Here is an 18,837-nt window from a genome sequence, read left to right as displayed (position 1 = left end):
AGTCGAAGCACGAAAGCGGCAAAAACTGGGCGACAATCAAAACTGAATACCCTGACGTTCAGGTGAAGGATTTCCCGCCAGAAGTCATGGCGGCCTTGCGTGATGCCAATGCTCGCTTGTTGAAAAAACACGCGGACGAGGATCCAATGGCAAAAGAGATCCAACAATCACAGGCCGGCTATCTGGACATGGTGCGTCCTTGGTCTGATATCTCGCATCGTGCTTATCTGAACAGCCAAGCCGCAGTCGGGCAGTAAACAGAGTTGGCGGGCGACATGTCCGCCAACTCTCTCTTTCTTAACCGTACAGTGTCCTTTGGATGTGCTGCGCGGGCATTGCAACATTCCATGGAGTCGGGAATGAGAAATCTAATCTATATCGAAAGAATCTTTAACCGGTTTGGGGATTTTCTCGGCTGGGTCTCCAGTATTCTGTTTATCATCCTGCTGGTCAACGTGGTGTACGACGTGGTCATGCGCTACGTCTTCAATGATGTGTCCATCGCGTTTCAGGAAATGGAATGGCACTTGTTTTCGGCGGTGTTCCTATTGGGCGTGCCGTACGCCATTAAGGCGGGTGGGCATGTGCGGGTTGATATTTTCTATGAACGCCTGTCAAACAAAGCGCAAGCCATTATCGACATATTGGGCACTGTGTTTTTTCTCTTTCCATTCTGCCTGCTGGTGGCGTGGTATGGGGTTGATTTTGCGAAAGAGAGCTATGAACTGGGCGAGACGTCCGGTGATCCGGGAGGTTTGCCGTATCGCTGGATTATCAAAGGGATGATTCCGTTGTCCTTCTTGTTTATGGCGGTCAGCGGTATCGGTTTGGTGCTGCATTCTCTCAATAAGATCGTCAATCCGCGTCTGATTTATCAAACTCCGACCGACAAACATTAAAAAGGAACTTCGAGATGATAGGAATTGTCATGTTTTTCGTCGCCCTGTTTGCGCTGTTGTTGGGGTTCCCGGTGGCGTTTACCTTTGGCGGCATCGCGCTGATATTTGGCGTATGGGCTGAAGGTATGGATATGTTTGCCTTCATGCCATATCGTATTCAGTCCATTATGGAAAATACCGTGTTAATGGCGGTCCCATTGTTTGTCTTCATGGGCTTAGTGCTGCAAAAAACCAAACTGGCGGAGCAACTGCTTGAGTCAATGGGGCGATTGTTTGGTGGTGTGCGCGGTGGTATCGCGATTTCGACCGTGTTGGTCGGCGCATTGCTGGCGGCTTCAACGGGCGTCGTGGGGGCATCTGTCGTCGCGATGGGGCTGATCTCATTACCGGTGATGCTTAAGTATCATTACGACAAAGGATTAGCCTGTGGCACCATTTGCGCGTCCGGTACGTTGGGGCAAATCATTCCTCCTTCTATTGTTCTGATTTTGCTTGGGGATGTGCTTGGCGTACCTGTCGGGGATTTGTTTCAGGCTGCCATCTGGCCAGGGCTGGTCTTGGTTGGTGCTTATGTGTTGTACATTCTGGTTTATGCCAAATTAAAACCCGATGCGGCACGTGCGTTGGAGCGCGATGAATCCATCAGCCGCAGGGAAGAAGTGACGAAAGCCCTGAAAGCGGTCGTGCCTCCGCTGGCGCTGATTATCGTGGTACTTGGATCCATTTTTGCTGGTGTAGCCACGCCAACCGAATCAGCTGCGCTGGGCGGGGCGGGCGCAATTGTGTTGGCGTTACTTTACAAACAGTTCAGTTGGAAAATGGTGTACGACTCTGCGAAAGAAACCGTCAAAGTCACAGCAATGGTGTTTGCGATTCTGCTCGGGGCAACTGCTTTCTCTATGGCCTTTACTTACACGGGCGGGGATTACCTTGTAGAGGAGTGGATGTTAAACATTCCGGGAGAAAAGTGGGGCTTTCTGATCATCACCATGTTGGTGATTCTGGTGCTCGGATTTTTTATCGACTTTGTGGAAATCTGTTTCATTATCGTGCCCATCCTATCGCCGGTTGCGGAGCTGCTGGGCATCAATATGACCTGGTTTGCGATTCTGATTGCCATGAACTTGCAAACGTCGTTTTTAACGCCGCCGTTTGGCTTTAGTCTGTTTTACCTCAAAGGGGTTGCACCAAAAGGGGTGACGACTCAGGACATTTACCGCGGGGTTATGCCGTTTATCCTGATCCAAATTCTGGTGCTCGCTTCATTGCTGGCCTTTCCTCAATTTTACGGAATGGGGTAGATTCAGTCTGTATTTCACACTTTTGTAACAACAAGGTTTCACGTGCGTGAGCCGAGTTGCTAAAGTAAAACTGCTCCCTGAACGGTGAGCAGTTTTTTGTGAGGGAAAGGAATGCCTCTGAAAGCCAAATTGATTTTACTGACCCTGCTGCCGCTACTGCTGGTGTCAGTCAGCATCAGTTGGATCTCCATCTATCAGGCGAAAATGTTGGGTGAGCGAGAAGTTGAAATCTTTCGTGAAAACCTGATCAAGTCGCGCGAAAGGGCGTTGAAAGACAGCGTAGATCTCGCCTTTGACGCCATCTCTCATATCTATAATGATCCGAACCTGCCAAAGTCCGATGCTCAATCTCAGGTTAAGTCCCTTCTGACCAAACTCAGGTATGGATCTGATGGCTATTTTTTTGCCTATGACAAAACCGGCACCAACCTGGTTCACCCGATACTGCCAGAGCTGGTGGGTAAAAATCTCATTGATTTACAGGACAACAATGGCGATTTTCTAATAGAAGCCTTGTTGTTTCAGGCTCAGGCAGGTGGGGGCTTTCATCAGTATCTCTGGCAAAAGCCATCGAGCGGCGATATTGTGCCTAAGCTCAGTTACGCGGCTTGGCTGGAAAAATGGGAATGGATGATCGGTACCGGGCTTTACATCGAGGATGTCAGTCACGAAGTCGAGAATATGCAGGCTGCGATTAATCGTAACATCGAAACGACCTTTTTCTCCGTAATGGTGATTTTGTTGATCACGGTGGCGGTGATTGTGGTGTTGACGTTGGCCATCAATCTTCATGAACACCGACTCGCGGACAAGAACCTTAAAGAACTGGCTCATAAGACAGTGATGTTTCAGGAAGATGAGAAGAAGCATCTCGCCAGAGAATTGCACGATGGCATCAATCAGTTGTTGGTGTCCAGCAAGTGTCATCTGGAGTTGCTGGGGCAAAAGCTGCCCGACACGGATTTGCGTCAGCATCTGGAAAAATCACAGCAATCACTGATGACAGCGATCAATGAAGTGCGCCATATCTCCCATCAACTTCGACCCAGTGCATTGGATGATATCGGGCTGGAGGCTGCCCTGACAACATTATTGCAGGACTTCAAAAGCCACTCGGGAATAGAGATAGACATCCATTTCGAAACTCAGGATCAGCGTTTGAAATCAGAAGTTGCAACAACGCTCTATCGTGTGGTGCAAGAATCCCTGAATAACGTTGAAAAACACTCTTCAGCCACGAAAGTCAGCGTTATCTTGCAGCAACTGGGAAGCCTGCTTCAATTAATGGTGAGGGATGATGGTGTCGGCTTTAACCCTAACGATGTGCTTGCTCGGCGCGGAATAGGTCTGCGTAACATGCGTGAGCGGGTTGAATTCATCGGTGGTGAATTCGACATTATCAGCGAGCCCGGCTTTGGTACCGAAATGACCGTATTACTTAATTTGGATGGATTGGTGTATGCAAAACCCGATTAACGTGGTCATCGTGGATGATCATCAGGTGGTGTTGGATGGCTTTATTGCCCGGTTGGAGCTTGAGCCGGACATTCGCGTTGTTGGTACCGCCAGCAATGGTCTGGAAGCGGTCGAAGTGGTGCGCAGTTTAGCGCCTGATGTGGTGTTAATGGACGTGAGCATGCCAGTCATGAATGGGATTGATGCGACACGGCTGATCCGTGAAGAGCGACCTCACTCCAAAGTCCTGATGCTGACAATGCATGACAACCGAGAATACATCATGAAAGTGATGCAGGCGGGGGCGGTGGGCTACATGTTGAAGGAAATCTCCGCCGAAAAAATGGTTCAGGCGATCAAAACGGTGAACCAAGGCTCGACGTATTTCTGTGAGTCTGTCACACAGACCCTGTTTACTCAGGAAGTGACACCGGCAACCCAGCGACCGAATCCACTCAGTCGCCGCGAAGAAGCGGTACTGAAGTTGGTGGCAGAAGGGCACAGCAGCAAAAAGATTGCCGCCCTGCTGAGCATCAGCTACCGAACGGTGGAAACACACCGACAGAACATCAAGCACAAGCTGGATCTGCACTCCACGGCAGAACTGGCAAAATATGCATTAGAAAAAGGTCTGGTTGAAAACTAAGCTATAGAAAAGTCAAACAATACAGAATCAGGACGTAAGTCAAAGCGAGTAATAAAAATATAAATTATTTATACAACTGGTCGATAACAATAATTGCAGTGATGTCGCTTTAAGGTTTCTCTCTTGCCTAAAACTACTTTAAGAACAAAAACGGTCATTTTATTTGCCACCAGCATTTTGGGTGTGATCATCAGTTGCTTGCTGATTACCCGCTATTTCTTTTTGGTCAACATACACAAAGTCGAGGAAATGCAGATCGAACGTCTGAGCAGCCAGGCTCAGGCGGTCATTGAGTCGATCGTAGCGTCTCAGGAAGAACATTCTTACGACTGGGCATACTGGGACGAATCCTACCTGTTGCTCAAGCAGGGGGATTCACAATTCGAAGAACGCAATTTGTATGAAGGCACACTCGATACGCTTGGTCTCGACATGATGATCTATCTGACCACCGATTATCAGGTGGTTGCGTCGACGTTTCGTAATATGCCGCAGCAACATTTTCAAACCGAGTTAGATAGCATTCTGGCGGCCTCGGGCATTCAGGAGCACATTCAGCAAATGTCGGAAGTGCTCGATGATGAGAAAGGCAGCATTTCTGGTTTGGTAAAGACTGGTGAGCAAATATGGGTGATCAGCCTGACACCCATCCGCAACAGCGAAGGCACGTCGGAAGTGGCTGGTTGGCTGCTGTGGGGCCAGCATCTGAGCTATCGTTTTCCGGCGGATTACCAGAAAATCCTCTCTGCTCAGAACGAGATTGTGGCGAACAAACCAGAACAAAAAGTGGCGAGTATCGGCAGTGGCAGCGCTTTGTTGTGGCTGGAAGAAGAGCGTGAGAGCATCACCACTTATTCGCCTTTGAATGACATGACCGGCGAGCGGATTGGCTATCTGCAAACCAGCGAATCCCGGCTGTTTACCCACAACAGCGAGCAGCTGTTTTTGTACCTGATCGCAATCATGACACTGGCTGCCGGCTTGATTGCGGCTCTGACATTGTTGGTTTTTCGTGCCAAGATCGGCAAACGCTTCCTTCATCTTGAAGAGGGCATCGCCAATATCATTAATGACCGCGAATTACCAATTGGCAAAGCCAGTGATGAGTTCGAACGTGTCGCTAATCTGATCGAGATTCTGGCCGATTCCTCGTCGGCAGCTGAGGAAAAGTTAACAGAAACGCTGCAAAAATTTGATGTGTTGTACCGAAGCAGCAATGTGGGCGTGGTGCTGGTCGTCGATCGGATCATCGTTGATTCTAACCACGCCCTTGAGAACATGCTCGGTTATCAGAAAAAAGAGCTCATTTCTCACCCGCTGACTAAGTTATGCGCCGAGGAACAGCACTGCGGTGTTGATGATCTGTACCGTGCTATTGAGCAAGGCAAGCTGGAACAGGACGCGCAGATGCGCACCAAGTCAGGAGAGCTGATCCCGGTGAGCATTGAGGTGGCGCCACTGAACATGCAGGGTCAGCACGCGATCATGATGATGGTGAAAGATCTCAGCGAACAAAAGCATCAGGAAGCTTTGATTGCTCAGCTGACTGAACGAGACCCGATTTCAGGGCTGCTCAATCGGCCGGCGATCGTCAGTAAATTCAGTGAAGCGATGGGTGGAGCGATTGCGTCACCCGTGCTGATGTATATCTGTGTCGGCCGCTTGAGAGACATTGTCGAAATCCACGGCATTGAAGTGTACGATCAGGTGATTAGCCTGTTTTCCAGCAAGTTACAGTCCATGTTAAGTGACTGTGTATTAGGGCGAATCAGTGACCATGAATTCATCGCCTTTAGTAATGCTCCGAATGCGGTGGACGTGCTGACATCGGCCGGCGATCATCTTTGTCGTCAGTCTGATGTGACAATGCTGGTGGCCGGGCTGGAGCTGGAGATTAACGTGCACATGGTGCTGTTTGATGATCTGACCGAGCTGGGCAGTATTACCGATATTTCTCAGGTTGCCAGACATGCTGTGCAGTTCAAATCGGTTGAAGATCGCTGCATCATTGATGTCGACCACGTGCTGATCAAAGAAGCCAAAGATGCGCTGGTGTGGAACCGAGATATAGCGGCGGCCATCCGAGAAAAGAAACTGTTTCCTTTCTATCAGCCGATTGTCGACTGCCAAAGCGGCGAAGTCATGGGGTTTGAAGCGCTGGCCCGCTGGCAACATGAGGAACTGGGGTTTGTCTCTCCAGCCGTGTTTATCCCGATTGCTGAGCAGCAGAACCTGATCGTCGAACTGGGTGAGCAAATCCTGCAACAGAGTTGCCGTTTTATTGCTGCCATCAATCAGACGCGTTTGGCGAGCGGTAAGTCGCCATATTCACTGCATGTGAATCTGTCGGCGCCGCATTTTTATCACACGACACTGGTTGGCTTTTTGGAAGACACGCTAAAAAGCAGTGGTCTGGGCGAGGGGAATTTAGTGGTTGAGATCACCGAAAGCATGTTGGTCGGTGCTGAAGAGGAAGTGATTGAGCGCATGAAGACCATTCGAGAGCTTGGCGTCGCACTTGCTCTGGATGACTTTGGTACCGGGTTCGCCTCACTGGGAACATTGTGCAGCTATCCGCTCGACATCGTAAAACTCGATCGCTCTTACATCATGCAGTTGGAACACAATGAGAAGGCGAAGGTACTGGTAAGAAATGTCGCCGCGATGGCGAAGGAATTGGGGCTGGGTATCGTCGCGGAAGGTGTGGAGACAGCTTCTCAGCACCGCAAACTGAAAGTCTGGAAAATTGATGAAATACAGGGTTACCTCTTTTACAAGCCGATGAGCGGCGAAGAGATACAGCAACGCTTTTGCTGAGCTTGCGCACTTGTTTTCCAATTCGCGAATCAAACTTTCGTTTTTTTTCACTTTTGGAAATTTACTTTCCCTTATAGAGTAGAGCTCATACTCTGGGCTTCTCTATAAGTGGCACCAGAGCGAGAGTTCTCTTAGTCACGGTTGGTTGGCGATCAGCCCGAGGGCTCAAACGTTCAGAAATATTCAATAACAACGTTGAATGGCTTAGGAGGTGTGTACTCGCCAAGATGTTTGTACCGATGTATGTGGGCACAACCCAAACCAAGAATTCCGCAACGTCAGACAAGGTACAATCTCAAGCTTAGTATTGTGTTCATTCATACATGCTTGTATGTTGAATCATAGCGTTAAGCTGGTGAGGAAGCCCCGCTTCAGCTCCCGCTGCTGCCCTTTTACCCCGGGGGCATGCGCGGAGCATGAGCTTGCACACCACTCCTGTTTTTTCTCATTTACCTGGATTGGGCTCGGACCCGTCTGGGTCATGGGCTCTTCACAGTTCGCTGAAACGACGCTTTCTTATTTTACCGCTTAATATACAATGGGTCGGATATGCATTTTGCATGTCTTTCGTTTATCTATCGCTCCTCCCGCGACGGAGAGAGTAAGGAGTTATGCACGTGGAAAACGTTGAGCCAATTATCGTCTCGACATTAGACATGGATCGTATCTCAGAGTTACTGGATACTTTGCCTGTACTGGACAAACAACTTGAACAGCTGGAAATGGAGTTGGATCGTGCGACCATTGTCGCGCCGAACGAAATGCCAGGTGACGTGGTCACGATGAATTCGACCGTGACGTTCAAGTTGCTCGAGAGCGGCAAGACTATGGAAAAAACACTGGTGTATCCGAATGAAGTAAAAAGCGAGCAGGATGTTTCTGTTTTTGCGCCGGTAGGTAGTGCTCTGCTGGGGTTGTCTGTTGGCCAAAAACTTAAATGGCCATTGCCAGGAGGCAATACTCAGACCATCGAGATCGTTGAGATATCTTATCAGCCAGAGCGCTCTGGCGATTTCTCGCTTTAAGCGTAACGCATGATAAAGAGGCCAGCAGGCCTCTTTTTTGATGTGAGCATCAGTGAAGTTAGACACATGCTCAAAACCCAATAACAGGCGTTTCGGTAAACATTAAAACTAAGCCGTCCAAGGCTTAACTTTAGTGTCTCACGACATGCGTTTCGGTTTACGACTTGAACACCGCCTGGCCAGATTTGTTAGTAAACAGCGCTTTATCATCTTCCATATAGCAGAAAGACGCGGCCCGGTTTTTGATGAGTTGCGCGGCTAAAGAGGGGGTCACCGCCCGGTGCTCACCCCGAACCACGTAGAATTCCCCTTCCCAAAAATTATCGCGAAACCGACCTGATGTTAAGAACTCAATAACGACTTTCATGCTTATCTCCTGCTTAGTTATGCTTTCAATATAGGCGCATAAACAATCCGGATCGATGGCGAAAAACGAAATGTTATTTTTATATTTCATATGTTAATTGTTGTTCTTGTTGGGTTGGTTTTTTGATAATAAAACTTCACATATCCACCGTAATGGTCGGTAATACCGACAGAAAGATCAGCGTGGCGAGGGCGATATTGAAGGTTTTTTGCCGGGTGACAGTATTGAGATAAGTGCTGATCTTTTGGCCGAGCCAGGTCCAGAAAGTGTTGGCACACAAACCAGAAATGGTAAACACAACCGTGATCAGCAGTATTGATAACCAGTAATGTGACGCCAGGCTGTAACTAGAGATCAGCGCCAGAGACGCCATCCAGGCTTTGATGTTGCCAAGTTGAAACAGAGTCGCTTCAAGTACTGACATAGGGCGGCCTCTCTGAGTACGAGTGGCGAACGGATTCGAGGTCAACAGCTTTAATACCAACCACAACATGTAACTCAGCCCGATATATTTCAACATCAGATACAGCCCGGGAGATTGTTGCAGCAGTAACCCGACGCCGCCAGCACATAGCAGAAGCAGGCCGATAACGCCGATTCGTATACCGAGTAGATGTCGCCAGGACTGCCGGATACCAAAATGTGCTCCTGAACTGGCGAGCAAGAAGTTGTTCGGCCCGGGGGAAATGGTAGTGACAAAAGCAAACAAAGTCATGGGGGGCAAAAGTTCCCAAAGTGCATTCATACGGTGATCCTCACTGATTCATCACCGCCAGAGTAAAAGAGGGTGGAGCCGTTCCCCAATTGTTAATGCGTCACCATGACAATTCTTTTGTTTGCATGTGGATCAGCCTTGATTATCCTAGAATTGTTGACTAAATGTCCCCCTATGGAGAGTGACAATGTTTGTTCCTGATATTTCCGGTCGTACGGGCACCAAATTTCAGGCGTTGGCCGATGCCTTTTCTGAAGCGATTGAAAGCGGTGAGTTAATGCCGGGTACCAAGTTGCCTCCCCAACGGATTTTATCTTATCGGCTTGGTGTCACAGTGGGGACAGTGACCCGGGCGTATCAGGAATTAGAACAGCGCGGGCTGACTGAGCCGAAAGTAGGAAGCGGTACGTACGTCAAGGACAAGCAAGAAGCGCAGCAGATGTTTTATCACCCGGTGACTGAAAAGTCTGGGGTGGATTTGGCTTTGTGCCGGCCGCTGTTATTGCGTCAGCATGAGTATCTGGCTGAGGGGCTACAGGCATTGGCTCAAGAGCCGATTGCACAGCGTGCCGTTCTGGATTATCACTCTGCCGACGGGATTCAGGGGCATAATCAGACATTGCAAGCCTGGTTGATGACGCGTTTTCGTAGTGAGATTGACCGGCGCCGTCTGGTTTGGACATACGGAGGTCAGCACGGCCTATCGGTGCTGATTCAAGGATTGACCCGGCCCAAAGAGACGATTCTGACCGAAGGGTTGTGCTATGCCGAGTTCATTCATGCCTGTCAGCAGTCAGAACGCAAACTGGTGCCCGTTCGTCTTGATCAGCAGGGGATCGACCCGGAGGATTTAGAGCTGCATTGTAAGCGCCATCGGCCCAAGTTGCTTTATCTGACTCCGGCGATTCAAAACCCTACAGGCGCGCAGATTTCAGATAGCCGCAGGCTGAGGATCATTGAGATTTGTCGTCGGTATCAGGTGTTGATTGTTGAAGATGACGTTTTGTACTGCCCACCCAGTCACAGAAAGACGCCTTTGGTGGCGATAGCACCGGACATCACCTTGTTTGTCGGAAGTTTTTCCAAATACTTTGCTGGTGGCCTGAGGGTCGGGTATCTGATTTTACCGCTGTCGATGAAGGACTCTTTGCAGCGGGCACTGCGTGCCAGTTGCATGCACGTCAGCCCGTTAATGGTGGATTTGGTGTGCCGCTGGCTGACCAATGGTGCGATGGACAAGGTTGATCAGGAAATCGCCATGGAAGTCAGTGCCCGGCAGCGTATTTGGCGCCGCGTTTTTCCGCACGCTCCGCAGCAGGTGCCAGGGTTTAATGTGTGGTTACCCTTACCCGAGCCACTGACCGGTTATCAGTTTGCCCGCACGTTGCGTGAGAAAGGCATTCATGTGCGTGAAGCGGAGATGTTTGCGGTCGGGCGGTATCAGGTGCCGGCAGCGGTGAGGATCTCCTTGACCGGGCCGCCAAGCCGGTCACAATTGGAAGCGGCTTTGCTGACATTGCGCGAGCAGATTGCGCGCAGTGGCTAATCACATTTGGCGTTTGGCTTTTCGCCGTTTTAGGATCCACATGATCAATGCTCCGAACAACAGCGCCGCCAATGCCCACACGATAAACCGGTAATGGGTGTAGAGCGTACTGAGTTCACTCAGATGCTCAAACGCAAAGTGTGTCAGCAAGCTAAACACTGCCACCCAGACAGTGCTGGCCAGTGCATTGCCAAACAGAAATTCCCGGCGTGGCATTTTCGCGATACCGCACGCGAGTGGCATAAACTGCTTCATTCCCTCGATAAAACGGCTGATGACTAAGCAGGCCGGGCCATACGTCTGAATCGTGGACTGCAGCCTTTGCATTTTAGGTCCGGACACATAACCTTTTTTATCCAGCCAATTCTCAAAATAGTAGCCGAGCAGGTAACCACAAGTATTGCCTAGAAAGCAGCTTAGCCAGGAAACCGTCGCCACCAGAGTCAGGCTCATAACCTGTTCAGAGGCTAACAGAGAGGCGGCAATCATTAGTGACTGACCGGGCATAGGAATGCCCAGCCCTTCGAGAAAAATGCTTACCACCAATGCCAGGTATCCGTACTGTTCCAGCAAGGGTTTCATAGTCATAAGTAGGGCATTGATCTGGTCCAAGCTAAGCTCCGCTTTCGGATCGGTGAACTGTGAGTGATACCTCCGAACGCGATTCTGGTCAATATCTGGCGGGAGATTGTGCGCAGTCCTGACATTTATCTGAAAGGGGTGTTGGTCTTTTGCTCAGTTGATTTTGCGAATATTTTTGCACACGAGAAGGTGTGCGAGACGCCGAAAAATGCGTTATGGACTATAGTTAGCGAAACAAGCTTGCCATTTGCCAAGGGGAAATTATGGAGTTACATCAGCACTCAATACCGGACCTTTTTCAACAGCTGGGACTGGGCAGTTCAGAGCAGGAGATTCGTTCGTTTGTTACCGAGCACGGTGATGGTTTAGGCAGTGCGCCGATTTACGAAGCAAGTTTTTGGACGCCGGCACAAGCATCGTTTCTCAAACAGGCGTTGGAAGATGATGCGGACTGGGCTGAGGTAGTGGATCAATTGGATGTTATGCTAAGAAATTAGTCAGGTGACACTGAGATAGCAGCACATGGATCATCACGAAGTCTTTAACGACAGTTATCTGAGGTGTAACGAAAACCCGGAGTTCTTCACTCTGTTTTATCAGATCTTCTGGGAAAGCAGTGACCACTTTCGTGAGATGTTCGCTGATACGGATATGAACCACCAAATTCAGATGCTGCGTGCTTCACTTCACATTTTGATGCTCGCCAGTGTGTCCACGGATGCAAAAGAGTTGGTCAAACGTTTTGGTGTACGTCATGGTACCACCGGTTATGGCGTTAAACCGGAAGACTTGGATATCTGGTTTGAGTGCATGCTTCAGACCGTCAGCATTTGTGATCGCAACTGGACGCCTGAAGTTGAACTGGCGTGGCGACAATGTTTTGCCAAAGGTATTGAAGTGATGAAGGCACATTGCTCCGGTTATCTGCCGCTGGTGGATTAGCGGCAAATGACTACTTAGCGTCACGCTTGGTAAGCCATTCCAGAAACTCTTCGGCGTACCATTTTTCGTTTTCGTTATCGCACCATCTTCGGGTCAGGCGGCGCTTGTTGAATTCAACCCCAATTGCTGCTTTGGTTTGTGTGGTGGCACGGCCGTAGTACAGCGTTTCACACAGTTCCATATTGGACATGTTCTGGGCATAACTGTTGACGCTAGTGCTTCGCATACCCGCAGTGCTGGCCTGTTTATTCGAACACCCTGTAATGAGCAGTAAAAGAGTGATGCCCAGACAAAGTTTGCGCATTATTTTTCCTTGTATATCATTCGCTTTGCTTCTTGACGCCAACCATAGCCGCAAGGCATCTTAAAATCAAAGAACTTCTGTCGGATGTTTTGCACGGTTAACACTATGATACGTCACCTTTGTGTCCGCTCTTACACTTTGAAAATGAGTCGGCATTCCCACCCGTTCCACCAAGTAGTTTTGCCGCTTGCTGGCAGTATCGATATTCGCATGGATGGTTACGCTGGTAGCGTTAGTGCCGGAGAGCTGATCGTGATCCGCTCAGGAGCGTGCCATGAATTTCGTGCACAAGAAGCAGCGAAGTTTATCGTGGTTGATCTCGATAACCTGCCAGAGGCGTTGAATCACACCCAAGTGAAGTTGCATATCTCTGAAACGCTCAACGCCTATTTAACTTTTATTGAGCAGCAATTGCTTGAGGCGGTGAATCCAGTATTGGATAAGTCGGTGCGTGAACTTCTCTGGCTGCTGTTGCACGAGCAGACAGGACATCGTCTTTGTGACGCTCGTATTGAACAAGCGGTCGCCCATATCCACACGGATTTAAGTGCCTCGCACACTGTGCGTTCGCTGGCTGCGGTGGCTTGCCTGAGTCCAACTCAGTTCAAAAAGCGGTTTCATCAAGCGATGCAATACACCACGCAGCAATATTTGATCCGCGCCCGAATGGAGCGGGCAGAAGCTCTGCTGAGGTATAGCGATCTCCCGGTTACGCTGATTGCTGAACAAGTGGGCTATCAGGATGTTTCCGCATTTAGTCGGCGTTTTCGGGAGGTGTCCGGGCACCCGCCGACCTGGTGCCGAAAATAGAGTCCGTATGGTCGTTTAATGCGTCTTCTCTGCACAAACAAGTTGAGCGCACTCTGATAATTTGAGCGGAGTGAAAATAAGACTATGTTGGAGGGTAACGATGAAAACCATTAGCTGGCAGGAGTTTGAACAAGTTGAGTTGAGAGTCGGCACCATCATTGAGGTGAGCGATTTTCCACAAGCACGGCGTCCGGCCTACAAATTAACAATCGATTTTGGAGATGAGATCGGCGTGAAGAAATCGAGCGCGCAAATCACCGATCTCTACCAGAAAAACGATCTTTTGGATAAACAGGTTGTTGCGGTGACTAACTTCCCTAAGAAGCAGATTGGCCCATTTATGTCGGAGTGCCTGGTGACCGGCTTTCATCGCAGTGATGGTGCCGTGGTGTTGGTGAGTCCGGAAGCAAGAGTGCCAAAAGGGGCGAAATTGAGTTGAGACTTTGAGACTGAAATGCTTTGTTTAAACTGATGTGAAACGTTAGTGGTCGAGTCTGCGCGCGACACTGAGATCTCTGCCCAGTTTGCAACAAAATCACCAAAACTCTGTATTGTAAAACAGGGGTCTTTGTCTACGCTTTTTAGGAAAAGGCGAAGAATTGTTCGATTTTAGAGTTTGTTATCGAATCTTCTGTATCTCTCGACCTTTCAAGAATGAAGAGAGTGAACAAGGATAAGGTTTATGAGATTGAATAAAGTTCTGACTCATCTGATGGTCGCCTGGGTGGGATGCAGTCTGGTTTTACCGGTAACAGCCAGTGAGGATATGCGCAATGACGCCGCCAGTGCGACAAAAGCCTCAAATGGCGAGTTGATGAATGCATTGCCATTCGATAACACGAGTGATTTTGACGCCGCACATAAAGGGTTGATTGAAGCGTTACCCCAAGACCCGATCAAAGGCGGAGCGGGGAACGTAATTTGGAATCCGCAGCAATATGGGTTCATTAAAGAAGGCGATAAAGCCCCTGATTCGGTGAACCCGAGTTTGTGGCGTCAGTCCCAGTTGATCAACATCAGTGGTTTGTTTGAGGTGACAGACGGCATTTATCAGGTTCGTAATCTAGACCTGTCCAATATGACCATTATTGAAGGTAAAGAAGGTATCACGGTGGTTGATCCGCTTATCTCGGCGGAAACAGCCAAAGTTGCCATCGATCTGTATTATAAAAACCGTGGCAAAAAGCCCGTTAAAGCGGTGATCTATACCCATAGTCACGTTGATCACTATGGCGGCGTGAAAGGGATCGTTAGTCAGGAAGACGTAAACGCTGGTAAGGTGAAAGTCTATGCGCCAGATGGCTTTCTGGAAGCGGCGGTGGCCGAGAACGTCATGGCTGGGAATGCGATGAGTCGCCGGGCCAGTTACATGTACGGTAACCTGTTGCCCGCTGACCCGAAAGGCCAGGTCGGCGCCGGTCTGGGGACCACGACATCAGCTGGCACGGTGACGTTGATCGCTCCGACTGAGATTGTCATGAAAACTGGCGAGAAGCACACCATTGACGGTCTGACGTACGAATTTCTGATGGCGCCGGGCTCTGAAGCTCCAGCGGAAATGCTTTGGTTCATCGAAGAGAAAAAAGCCATTTCTGCTGCGGAAGACGCCACTCACACGTTACACAATACCTATTCATTGCGTGGCGCGAAGATACGCGAACCGCTTCCTTGGTCAAAGTACCTCAATCAAGCGATCAACATGTGGGGCGACAAAGCCGAAGTCATGTTCGCGCAGCACCATTGGCCGACATGGGGCAATGACAATGTGGTGCAGTTATTAAAGTCACAACGTGATATTTATCGTTATATCAACGATGAGACGCTGCGATTGGCAAACCATGGTTACACCCGCGACGAAATCGCAGAGCAGTTTACCTTGCCTGACGGACTGGCGAAAGTCTGGGCCAACCGAGGCTACTATGGTTCGATTAGTCACAACGTTAAAGCAACCTACGTGCTTTATCTGGGATGGTTCGATGGCAACCCCGCTACGCTACATGAGCTAACGCCAGTGGAGTCGGCTAAGCGTTATGTCGAATTCATGGGGGGCGCAGATGCCGTACTGGAAAAAGCCCGCAAATATTATGACAAAGGCGAATACCGTTGGGTGGCGCAAGTGGTGAAACATGTGGTGTTCGCGGATCCGAATAACCAGGCGGCGAAAAACCTTGAAGCCGACGCCTTAGAGCAGATGGGATATCAGGCTGAGTCGGGGCCATGGCGCAACTTCTATCTGACGGGAGCACAGGAGTTACGCAGTGGCGTTGCTCAATTACCAACACCGGATACCGCCAGCCCGGATACGGTGCGAGCCATGACCCCAGAGATGTTCTTCGACTATTTGGCAGTCAGACTCAATGGACCAAAAGCGGGTGATGCGACGGCATTGCTTAACTTTGATTTTGGAGGTGACGCCGGACAATATCTGCTGGAATTGGGTAACGGCGTGCTCAATCATACCGCGGGTATCACATCCGACAAAGCGGACGCGACGGTCAAGTTATCCAGAGATACTCTGAATAAGATTATCTTGCAGCAAATCACGTTGGATCAGGCGCTAAAAGCGGGGGATGTGACCATCGACGGCGATGAAAGCAAGCTCAAAGAGTTGGTCGGCTATCTCGATAGCTTTGATTTCTGGTTCAATATCGTGACTCCTTAAAGTTTGAAGTGCATGCTCAGCCCGGCACATATGTCGGGCTGAATGCCATTCGTCATTATGATGCAAGCCTTACTTGAACGAACGTCAAGGCTAAAATGCACTGGTTTGCTTATGCCATCTGTCTGCTTTAGACTTCGAAGCATTGTGAATCAGGGTGTTATCAATACAATATGTTTTCTTCCCCCTTCATCAGGCTTGACCTCCGTCGTCTTATCCTCTTACTGACTATTGCCAGTGTTCTGGTTACGCTCACAAACTCTTTTTACTCCATTTACAAAGTACAAAAGAGCTTGTTGATGGAAAAGACCATGGAAGCAAACCGAGTCTATGCGGAAAAAATGGCAGCGACGACGGATGTGTTTATAGAGTCTGCCCAATCTCAGCTGGAATACAGTGCCAATGTTCTCAAGGCCCATATGCATGATGAGTCGTTCTTGATGCGGGAAGCGGAAAGGCTGCGTACGCAAACCAGGACCTTCAACTCGGTAGCAGTGGTTAACGCAGAAGGGGTGATCATCGCGGTGTCACCAGAAACACTGGATGTTAAAGGGGTTCAACTGACCTCGAAGGACTCGTTGCAATCACTTCATGCGCAGCAGCCATTGGTCACTGAGCCGTTTGTGTCGCCCGCAGGGAATTATCTGATCAGCATTTCTCACCCGATATTTTCTGATCAAGGCGTCTATCAGGGCTACGTGTCCGGCACGATTTATCTTGAAAGAGACAACATCCTTTATCGAATTCTTGAAAAACATGGCTACAAGGATCGTTCTTACCTCTATGTGGTTGACCACAATAAAACGCTTATTTTTCATCCTGATAAATCTCGGATCGGTGAATCCATTGCCAATAATGCGGCGATTGATTCTGTTAGTGAAGGAGAGTTAGGGGTAAAAGATATCGTGAACTCAAAAGGAGTGGATATGTTGACGGGCTTTGCTCCGGTGCAAACAACTCATTGGGGGATTGTGGCACAGCGTCCCAAGGCCGCCGTTATGGCCGAACTCGATAAACAAATGCAGGATGTTTTTGTGGTGACCATTCCTATTGGCCTTTTGACACTGCTTGTGATTTGGGTGTCAGCGATATTCATATCTCGTCCATTATGGCACCTCGCGCGCCGCGTCACCGCAATCGAACATTCAGATACAATGAGAGAGATAAATCAAATCCATTCCTGGTATTTTGAGGTAGCGAACCTCAAATCGGCTATCTTGCGTGGCTTTGGTAAGTTGTCTCATCAATTGGATAAACTGCATGCAGACAGTCATAGTGATGCGATGACCGGGCTGTTGAACCGCCGGGGAATGCTTAAGGCGCTCGATGCACTAACGGTAAAAAACGTGCCGTTTTCTGTTCTGGCTCTGGATATTGACTACTTTAAGCGAGTGAATGATTCGTATGGTCATGATGTCGGTGACGAACTGATCATTGCCATCGCTGAGCAAATGCAAAAACAAGCCAGACAGGAAGATATACTTTGCCGAGCGGGTGGTGAAGAGTTCCTTATTTTTTTGGCCAATACGGACATCAATAATGCGTATGAGGTTGCTGAGCGAATTCGCAGTGCTATTGAAGATCACGATTTCGCTACGGTCGGGCGTATCACCGTATCGATTGGTGTAGCTTACTGGCCAGCTGGTGATGTGAGAATGGAAGCAAGCCTCAAGCAAGCGGATATTGCGTTGTACCAGGCAAAACACCAAGGGCGAAACCGGACACAAGTCGCTCAGACAGATTGAAATATTGTTCATGTTATGGGAGAAGTTAGATGACAATAGAAATCCAGCAACAAGTTCCCAAGGCGGATGAATTCTGTGTCTTACGTATAAAAGCCGGATTGTCTGAAAAGTCGATCCAAGCGGCTGAAATCGGGTTACCCAACTCGTTGTATGGGGTCTCTATCCGAGACGACGGTCAGTTAATCGCTATGGGAAGAGTTGTTGGCGATGGTGCTTGTAATTTTGAGATCGTCGACGTGGCAGTGGATCCAGATTATCAAGGAAAGGGGTTGGGGCGGAAAGTGGTGGAATATATAGACCGTTATCTAACAAAGAACACTCTGCCAGGTTCCTATGTGTCTCTGATAGCCGATGAGCCCGGGTTTTATGAAAAACTTGGTTATCGGCTGGTCGCACCTAATTGTCATGGCATGAGCAAAAAATTTGTCGTGCAGTCTTGAATCACAAAACTCTACTAACCTATCGCTGGAAAAACAGGTTCGCTCAAGGTGACCAAGCGTTCGGCTCCGGCTTAAATGTCCTGACGGAGGCCTTTTGACGAACAAAAATCCGAGAGAGCTCGATATCGACATCGGCAATCGACACATCGCTATTCAACGCAGGTATGATGCGTTAGGTGCGTTTAATGACCTATTAATTGCTGTCTGGTTTCTGGTTGGCAGCTTTTTCTTTTTGAACAACTCTTTAGTTGAGAGCGGGACTTGGCTGTTTATCGTCGGTAGTGCCCAATTAATCATCAAACCAGCAATCAAACTGACCAGTTTGGTTCATTTGGGAAGAATTCAAAAGCGGGCGTAATGTGATGGCTTTTGCCTCACTTTTTTACCTGTGTATCTGAACAGATGGGATGTAAACCCATCTGTAGCCCGATTAAGCAGCAATGAACGTTATAATTACAGTGCCCAATACCAATGTCATCACATTTTCCAGAATGTCACAGAAGGTTAGCGATATATGCAACATTTTCTAATGTTGAAATACGGCATAATAGAAAGGGTAAAAACGGCTTTTGGCTGTATAGGTA

Annotated in this window: 19 protein-coding genes and 1 pseudogene; 16 read left to right on the top strand and 4 right to left on the bottom strand. The window is 49.0% G+C overall.

Going from position 1 to position 18,837, the window contains the following annotated elements; genetic code table 11:
* The 7 genes and pseudogenes from CAG65_RS08245 to rnk all read left to right on the top strand — a co-directional run.
* A pseudogene (locus CAG65_RS08245) lies at positions 1 to 257 on the top strand (ABC transporter substrate-binding protein); the annotation flags it as partial.
* 102 nt (positions 258 to 359) lie between these two features.
* Positions 360 to 899 carry a TRAP transporter small permease subunit gene (locus CAG65_RS08240; protein ID WP_161453314.1) on the top strand — a complete coding sequence of 180 codons (540 nt, stop codon included), beginning with the start codon at positions 360 to 362 and terminating at the stop codon, positions 897 to 899.
* A gap of 14 nt (positions 900 to 913) precedes the next feature.
* Positions 914 to 2,200, top strand: coding sequence for a TRAP transporter large permease (locus CAG65_RS08235; RefSeq protein ID WP_161453313.1), 1,287 nt, complete (start codon positions 914 to 916; stop codon positions 2,198 to 2,200).
* Positions 2,201 to 2,311: 111 nt separating this feature from the next.
* Positions 2,312 to 3,676 carry a cache domain-containing protein gene (locus CAG65_RS08230; RefSeq protein WP_161453312.1) on the top strand — a complete coding sequence of 455 codons (1,365 nt, stop codon included), beginning with the start codon at positions 2,312 to 2,314 and terminating at the stop codon, positions 3,674 to 3,676.
* The gene (locus CAG65_RS08225; RefSeq protein WP_161453311.1) at positions 3,660 to 4,301 is read left to right on the top strand and encodes a response regulator; all 642 of its coding nucleotides are present in this window, start codon (positions 3,660 to 3,662) and stop codon (positions 4,299 to 4,301) included. The genes CAG65_RS08230 and CAG65_RS08225 overlap by 17 nt, the downstream gene beginning before the upstream one ends.
* A 123-nt stretch (positions 4,302 to 4,424) precedes the next feature.
* Positions 4,425 to 7,118, top strand: coding sequence for a bifunctional diguanylate cyclase/phosphodiesterase (locus CAG65_RS08220; RefSeq protein ID WP_161453310.1), 2,694 nt, complete (start codon positions 4,425 to 4,427; stop codon positions 7,116 to 7,118).
* A gap of 611 nt (positions 7,119 to 7,729) precedes the next feature.
* Entirely contained in the window at positions 7,730 to 8,143 is a 414-nt protein-coding gene (gene rnk, locus CAG65_RS08215) for a nucleoside diphosphate kinase regulator (protein ID WP_021707071.1), read from the top strand.
* Between the two features lie 157 nt (positions 8,144 to 8,300).
* On the opposite strand, the gene CAG65_RS08210 is transcribed toward rnk, so the two are convergent.
* Positions 8,301 to 8,510 (bottom strand): hypothetical protein, encoded by a 210-nt coding sequence (locus CAG65_RS08210; RefSeq protein ID WP_161453309.1) that lies wholly within the window; start codon positions 8,508 to 8,510, stop codon positions 8,301 to 8,303.
* Between the two features lie 136 nt (positions 8,511 to 8,646).
* Positions 8,647 to 9,255, bottom strand: coding sequence for a LysE family translocator (locus CAG65_RS08205; RefSeq protein WP_161453308.1), 609 nt, complete (start codon positions 9,253 to 9,255; stop codon positions 8,647 to 8,649).
* 157 nt (positions 9,256 to 9,412) lie between these two features.
* On the opposite strand from CAG65_RS08205, the gene CAG65_RS08200 reads away from it, so the two are divergent.
* Positions 9,413 to 10,771 (top strand): aminotransferase-like domain-containing protein, encoded by a 1,359-nt coding sequence (locus CAG65_RS08200; RefSeq protein WP_161453307.1) that lies wholly within the window; start codon positions 9,413 to 9,415, stop codon positions 10,769 to 10,771.
* Here CAG65_RS08200 and CAG65_RS08195 read toward each other — a convergent pair whose 3' ends face one another.
* Positions 10,772 to 11,359: a DedA family protein gene (locus CAG65_RS08195; protein WP_161453306.1), complete on the bottom strand. Its 588-nt coding sequence runs from the start codon at positions 11,357 to 11,359 to the stop codon at positions 10,772 to 10,774. It lies immediately after the preceding gene.
* A gap of 257 nt (positions 11,360 to 11,616) precedes the next feature.
* Between CAG65_RS08195 and CAG65_RS08190 the strand changes: the two genes are divergently transcribed.
* Positions 11,617 to 11,850 carry a DUF2789 domain-containing protein gene (locus CAG65_RS08190; RefSeq protein WP_161453305.1) on the top strand — a complete coding sequence of 78 codons (234 nt, stop codon included), beginning with the start codon at positions 11,617 to 11,619 and terminating at the stop codon, positions 11,848 to 11,850.
* Positions 11,851 to 11,875: 25 nt separating this feature from the next.
* Positions 11,876 to 12,295, top strand: coding sequence for a globin domain-containing protein (locus CAG65_RS08185; protein ID WP_021707065.1), 420 nt, complete (start codon positions 11,876 to 11,878; stop codon positions 12,293 to 12,295).
* A 10-nt stretch (positions 12,296 to 12,305) separates the two neighbouring features.
* Here CAG65_RS08185 and CAG65_RS08180 read toward each other — a convergent pair whose 3' ends face one another.
* Entirely contained in the window at positions 12,306 to 12,599 is a 294-nt protein-coding gene (locus tag CAG65_RS08180) for a hypothetical protein (RefSeq protein WP_021707064.1), read from the bottom strand.
* 144 nt (positions 12,600 to 12,743) lie between these two features.
* Here CAG65_RS08180 and CAG65_RS08175 point away from each other — a divergent pair, with 144 nt between their 5' ends.
* The 6 genes from CAG65_RS08175 (at position 12,744) to CAG65_RS08150 (ending at position 18,611) form a co-directional block, all read left to right on the top strand.
* Positions 12,744 to 13,409 (top strand): AraC family transcriptional regulator, encoded by a 666-nt coding sequence (locus tag CAG65_RS08175; RefSeq protein ID WP_161453304.1) that lies wholly within the window; start codon positions 12,744 to 12,746, stop codon positions 13,407 to 13,409.
* Between the two features lie 100 nt (positions 13,410 to 13,509).
* On the top strand, positions 13,510 to 13,848 hold the full coding sequence (locus CAG65_RS08170; RefSeq protein WP_161453303.1) for a tRNA-binding protein: 339 nt from the start codon (positions 13,510 to 13,512) through the stop codon (positions 13,846 to 13,848).
* 243 nt (positions 13,849 to 14,091) lie between these two features.
* Positions 14,092 to 16,071, top strand: coding sequence for an alkyl/aryl-sulfatase (locus CAG65_RS08165; protein WP_161453302.1), 1,980 nt, complete (start codon positions 14,092 to 14,094; stop codon positions 16,069 to 16,071).
* Between the two features lie 170 nt (positions 16,072 to 16,241).
* The gene (locus tag CAG65_RS08160) at positions 16,242 to 17,813 is read left to right on the top strand and encodes a sensor domain-containing diguanylate cyclase (RefSeq protein ID WP_161453301.1); all 1,572 of its coding nucleotides are present in this window, start codon (positions 16,242 to 16,244) and stop codon (positions 17,811 to 17,813) included.
* Between the two features lie 29 nt (positions 17,814 to 17,842).
* Positions 17,843 to 18,253 (top strand): GNAT family N-acetyltransferase, encoded by a 411-nt coding sequence (locus CAG65_RS08155; protein ID WP_161453300.1) that lies wholly within the window; start codon positions 17,843 to 17,845, stop codon positions 18,251 to 18,253.
* 94 nt (positions 18,254 to 18,347) lie between these two features.
* Positions 18,348 to 18,611 (top strand): YrhK family protein, encoded by a 264-nt coding sequence (locus tag CAG65_RS08150; RefSeq protein WP_161453299.1) that lies wholly within the window; start codon positions 18,348 to 18,350, stop codon positions 18,609 to 18,611.
* The last annotated feature ends 226 nt before the right edge of the window (positions 18,612 to 18,837 follow it).

It is taken from the genome of Vibrio sp. V39_P1S14PM300 (assembly GCF_009904765.1).
Taxonomy (GTDB): Bacteria; Pseudomonadota; Gammaproteobacteria; order Enterobacterales; family Vibrionaceae; genus Vibrio; species Vibrio proteolyticus.
The sequence above is the reverse complement of the archived record's forward strand: the minus strand, read 5'-3'. Positions and strand labels throughout refer to the sequence as shown.

Bases quoted from the DNA above. Each gene is read 5' to 3' on its own strand.
- CAG65_RS08240 (WP_161453314.1), top strand. From the start codon at position 360: ATGAGAAATCTAATCTATATCGAAAGAATCTTTAACCGGTTTGGGGAT.
- CAG65_RS08235 (WP_161453313.1), top strand. From the start codon at position 914: ATGATAGGAATTGTCATGTTTTTCGTCGCCCTGTTTGCGCTGTTGTTG.
- CAG65_RS08230 (WP_161453312.1), top strand. From the start codon at position 2,312: ATGCCTCTGAAAGCCAAATTGATTTTACTGACCCTGCTGCCGCTACTG.
- CAG65_RS08225 (WP_161453311.1), top strand. From the start codon at position 3,660: ATGCAAAACCCGATTAACGTGGTCATCGTGGATGATCATCAGGTGGTG.
- rnk (WP_021707071.1), top strand. From the start codon at position 7,730: ATGCACGTGGAAAACGTTGAGCCAATTATCGTCTCGACATTAGACATG.
- CAG65_RS08210 (WP_161453309.1), bottom strand. From the start codon at position 8,510: ATGAAAGTCGTTATTGAGTTCTTAACATCAGGTCGGTTTCGCGATAAT.
- CAG65_RS08205 (WP_161453308.1), bottom strand. From the start codon at position 9,255: ATGAATGCACTTTGGGAACTTTTGCCCCCCATGACTTTGTTTGCTTTT.
- CAG65_RS08200 (WP_161453307.1), top strand. From the start codon at position 9,413: ATGTTTGTTCCTGATATTTCCGGTCGTACGGGCACCAAATTTCAGGCG.
- CAG65_RS08195 (WP_161453306.1), bottom strand. From the start codon at position 11,359: ATGACTATGAAACCCTTGCTGGAACAGTACGGATACCTGGCATTGGTG.
- CAG65_RS08190 (WP_161453305.1), top strand. From the start codon at position 11,617: ATGGAGTTACATCAGCACTCAATACCGGACCTTTTTCAACAGCTGGGA.
- CAG65_RS08185 (WP_021707065.1), top strand. From the start codon at position 11,876: ATGGATCATCACGAAGTCTTTAACGACAGTTATCTGAGGTGTAACGAA.
- CAG65_RS08180 (WP_021707064.1), bottom strand. From the start codon at position 12,599: ATGCGCAAACTTTGTCTGGGCATCACTCTTTTACTGCTCATTACAGGG.
- CAG65_RS08175 (WP_161453304.1), top strand. From the start codon at position 12,744: ATGAGTCGGCATTCCCACCCGTTCCACCAAGTAGTTTTGCCGCTTGCT.
- CAG65_RS08170 (WP_161453303.1), top strand. From the start codon at position 13,510: ATGAAAACCATTAGCTGGCAGGAGTTTGAACAAGTTGAGTTGAGAGTC.
- CAG65_RS08165 (WP_161453302.1), top strand. From the start codon at position 14,092: ATGAGATTGAATAAAGTTCTGACTCATCTGATGGTCGCCTGGGTGGGA.
- CAG65_RS08160 (WP_161453301.1), top strand. From the start codon at position 16,242: ATGTTTTCTTCCCCCTTCATCAGGCTTGACCTCCGTCGTCTTATCCTC.
- CAG65_RS08155 (WP_161453300.1), top strand. From the start codon at position 17,843: ATGACAATAGAAATCCAGCAACAAGTTCCCAAGGCGGATGAATTCTGT.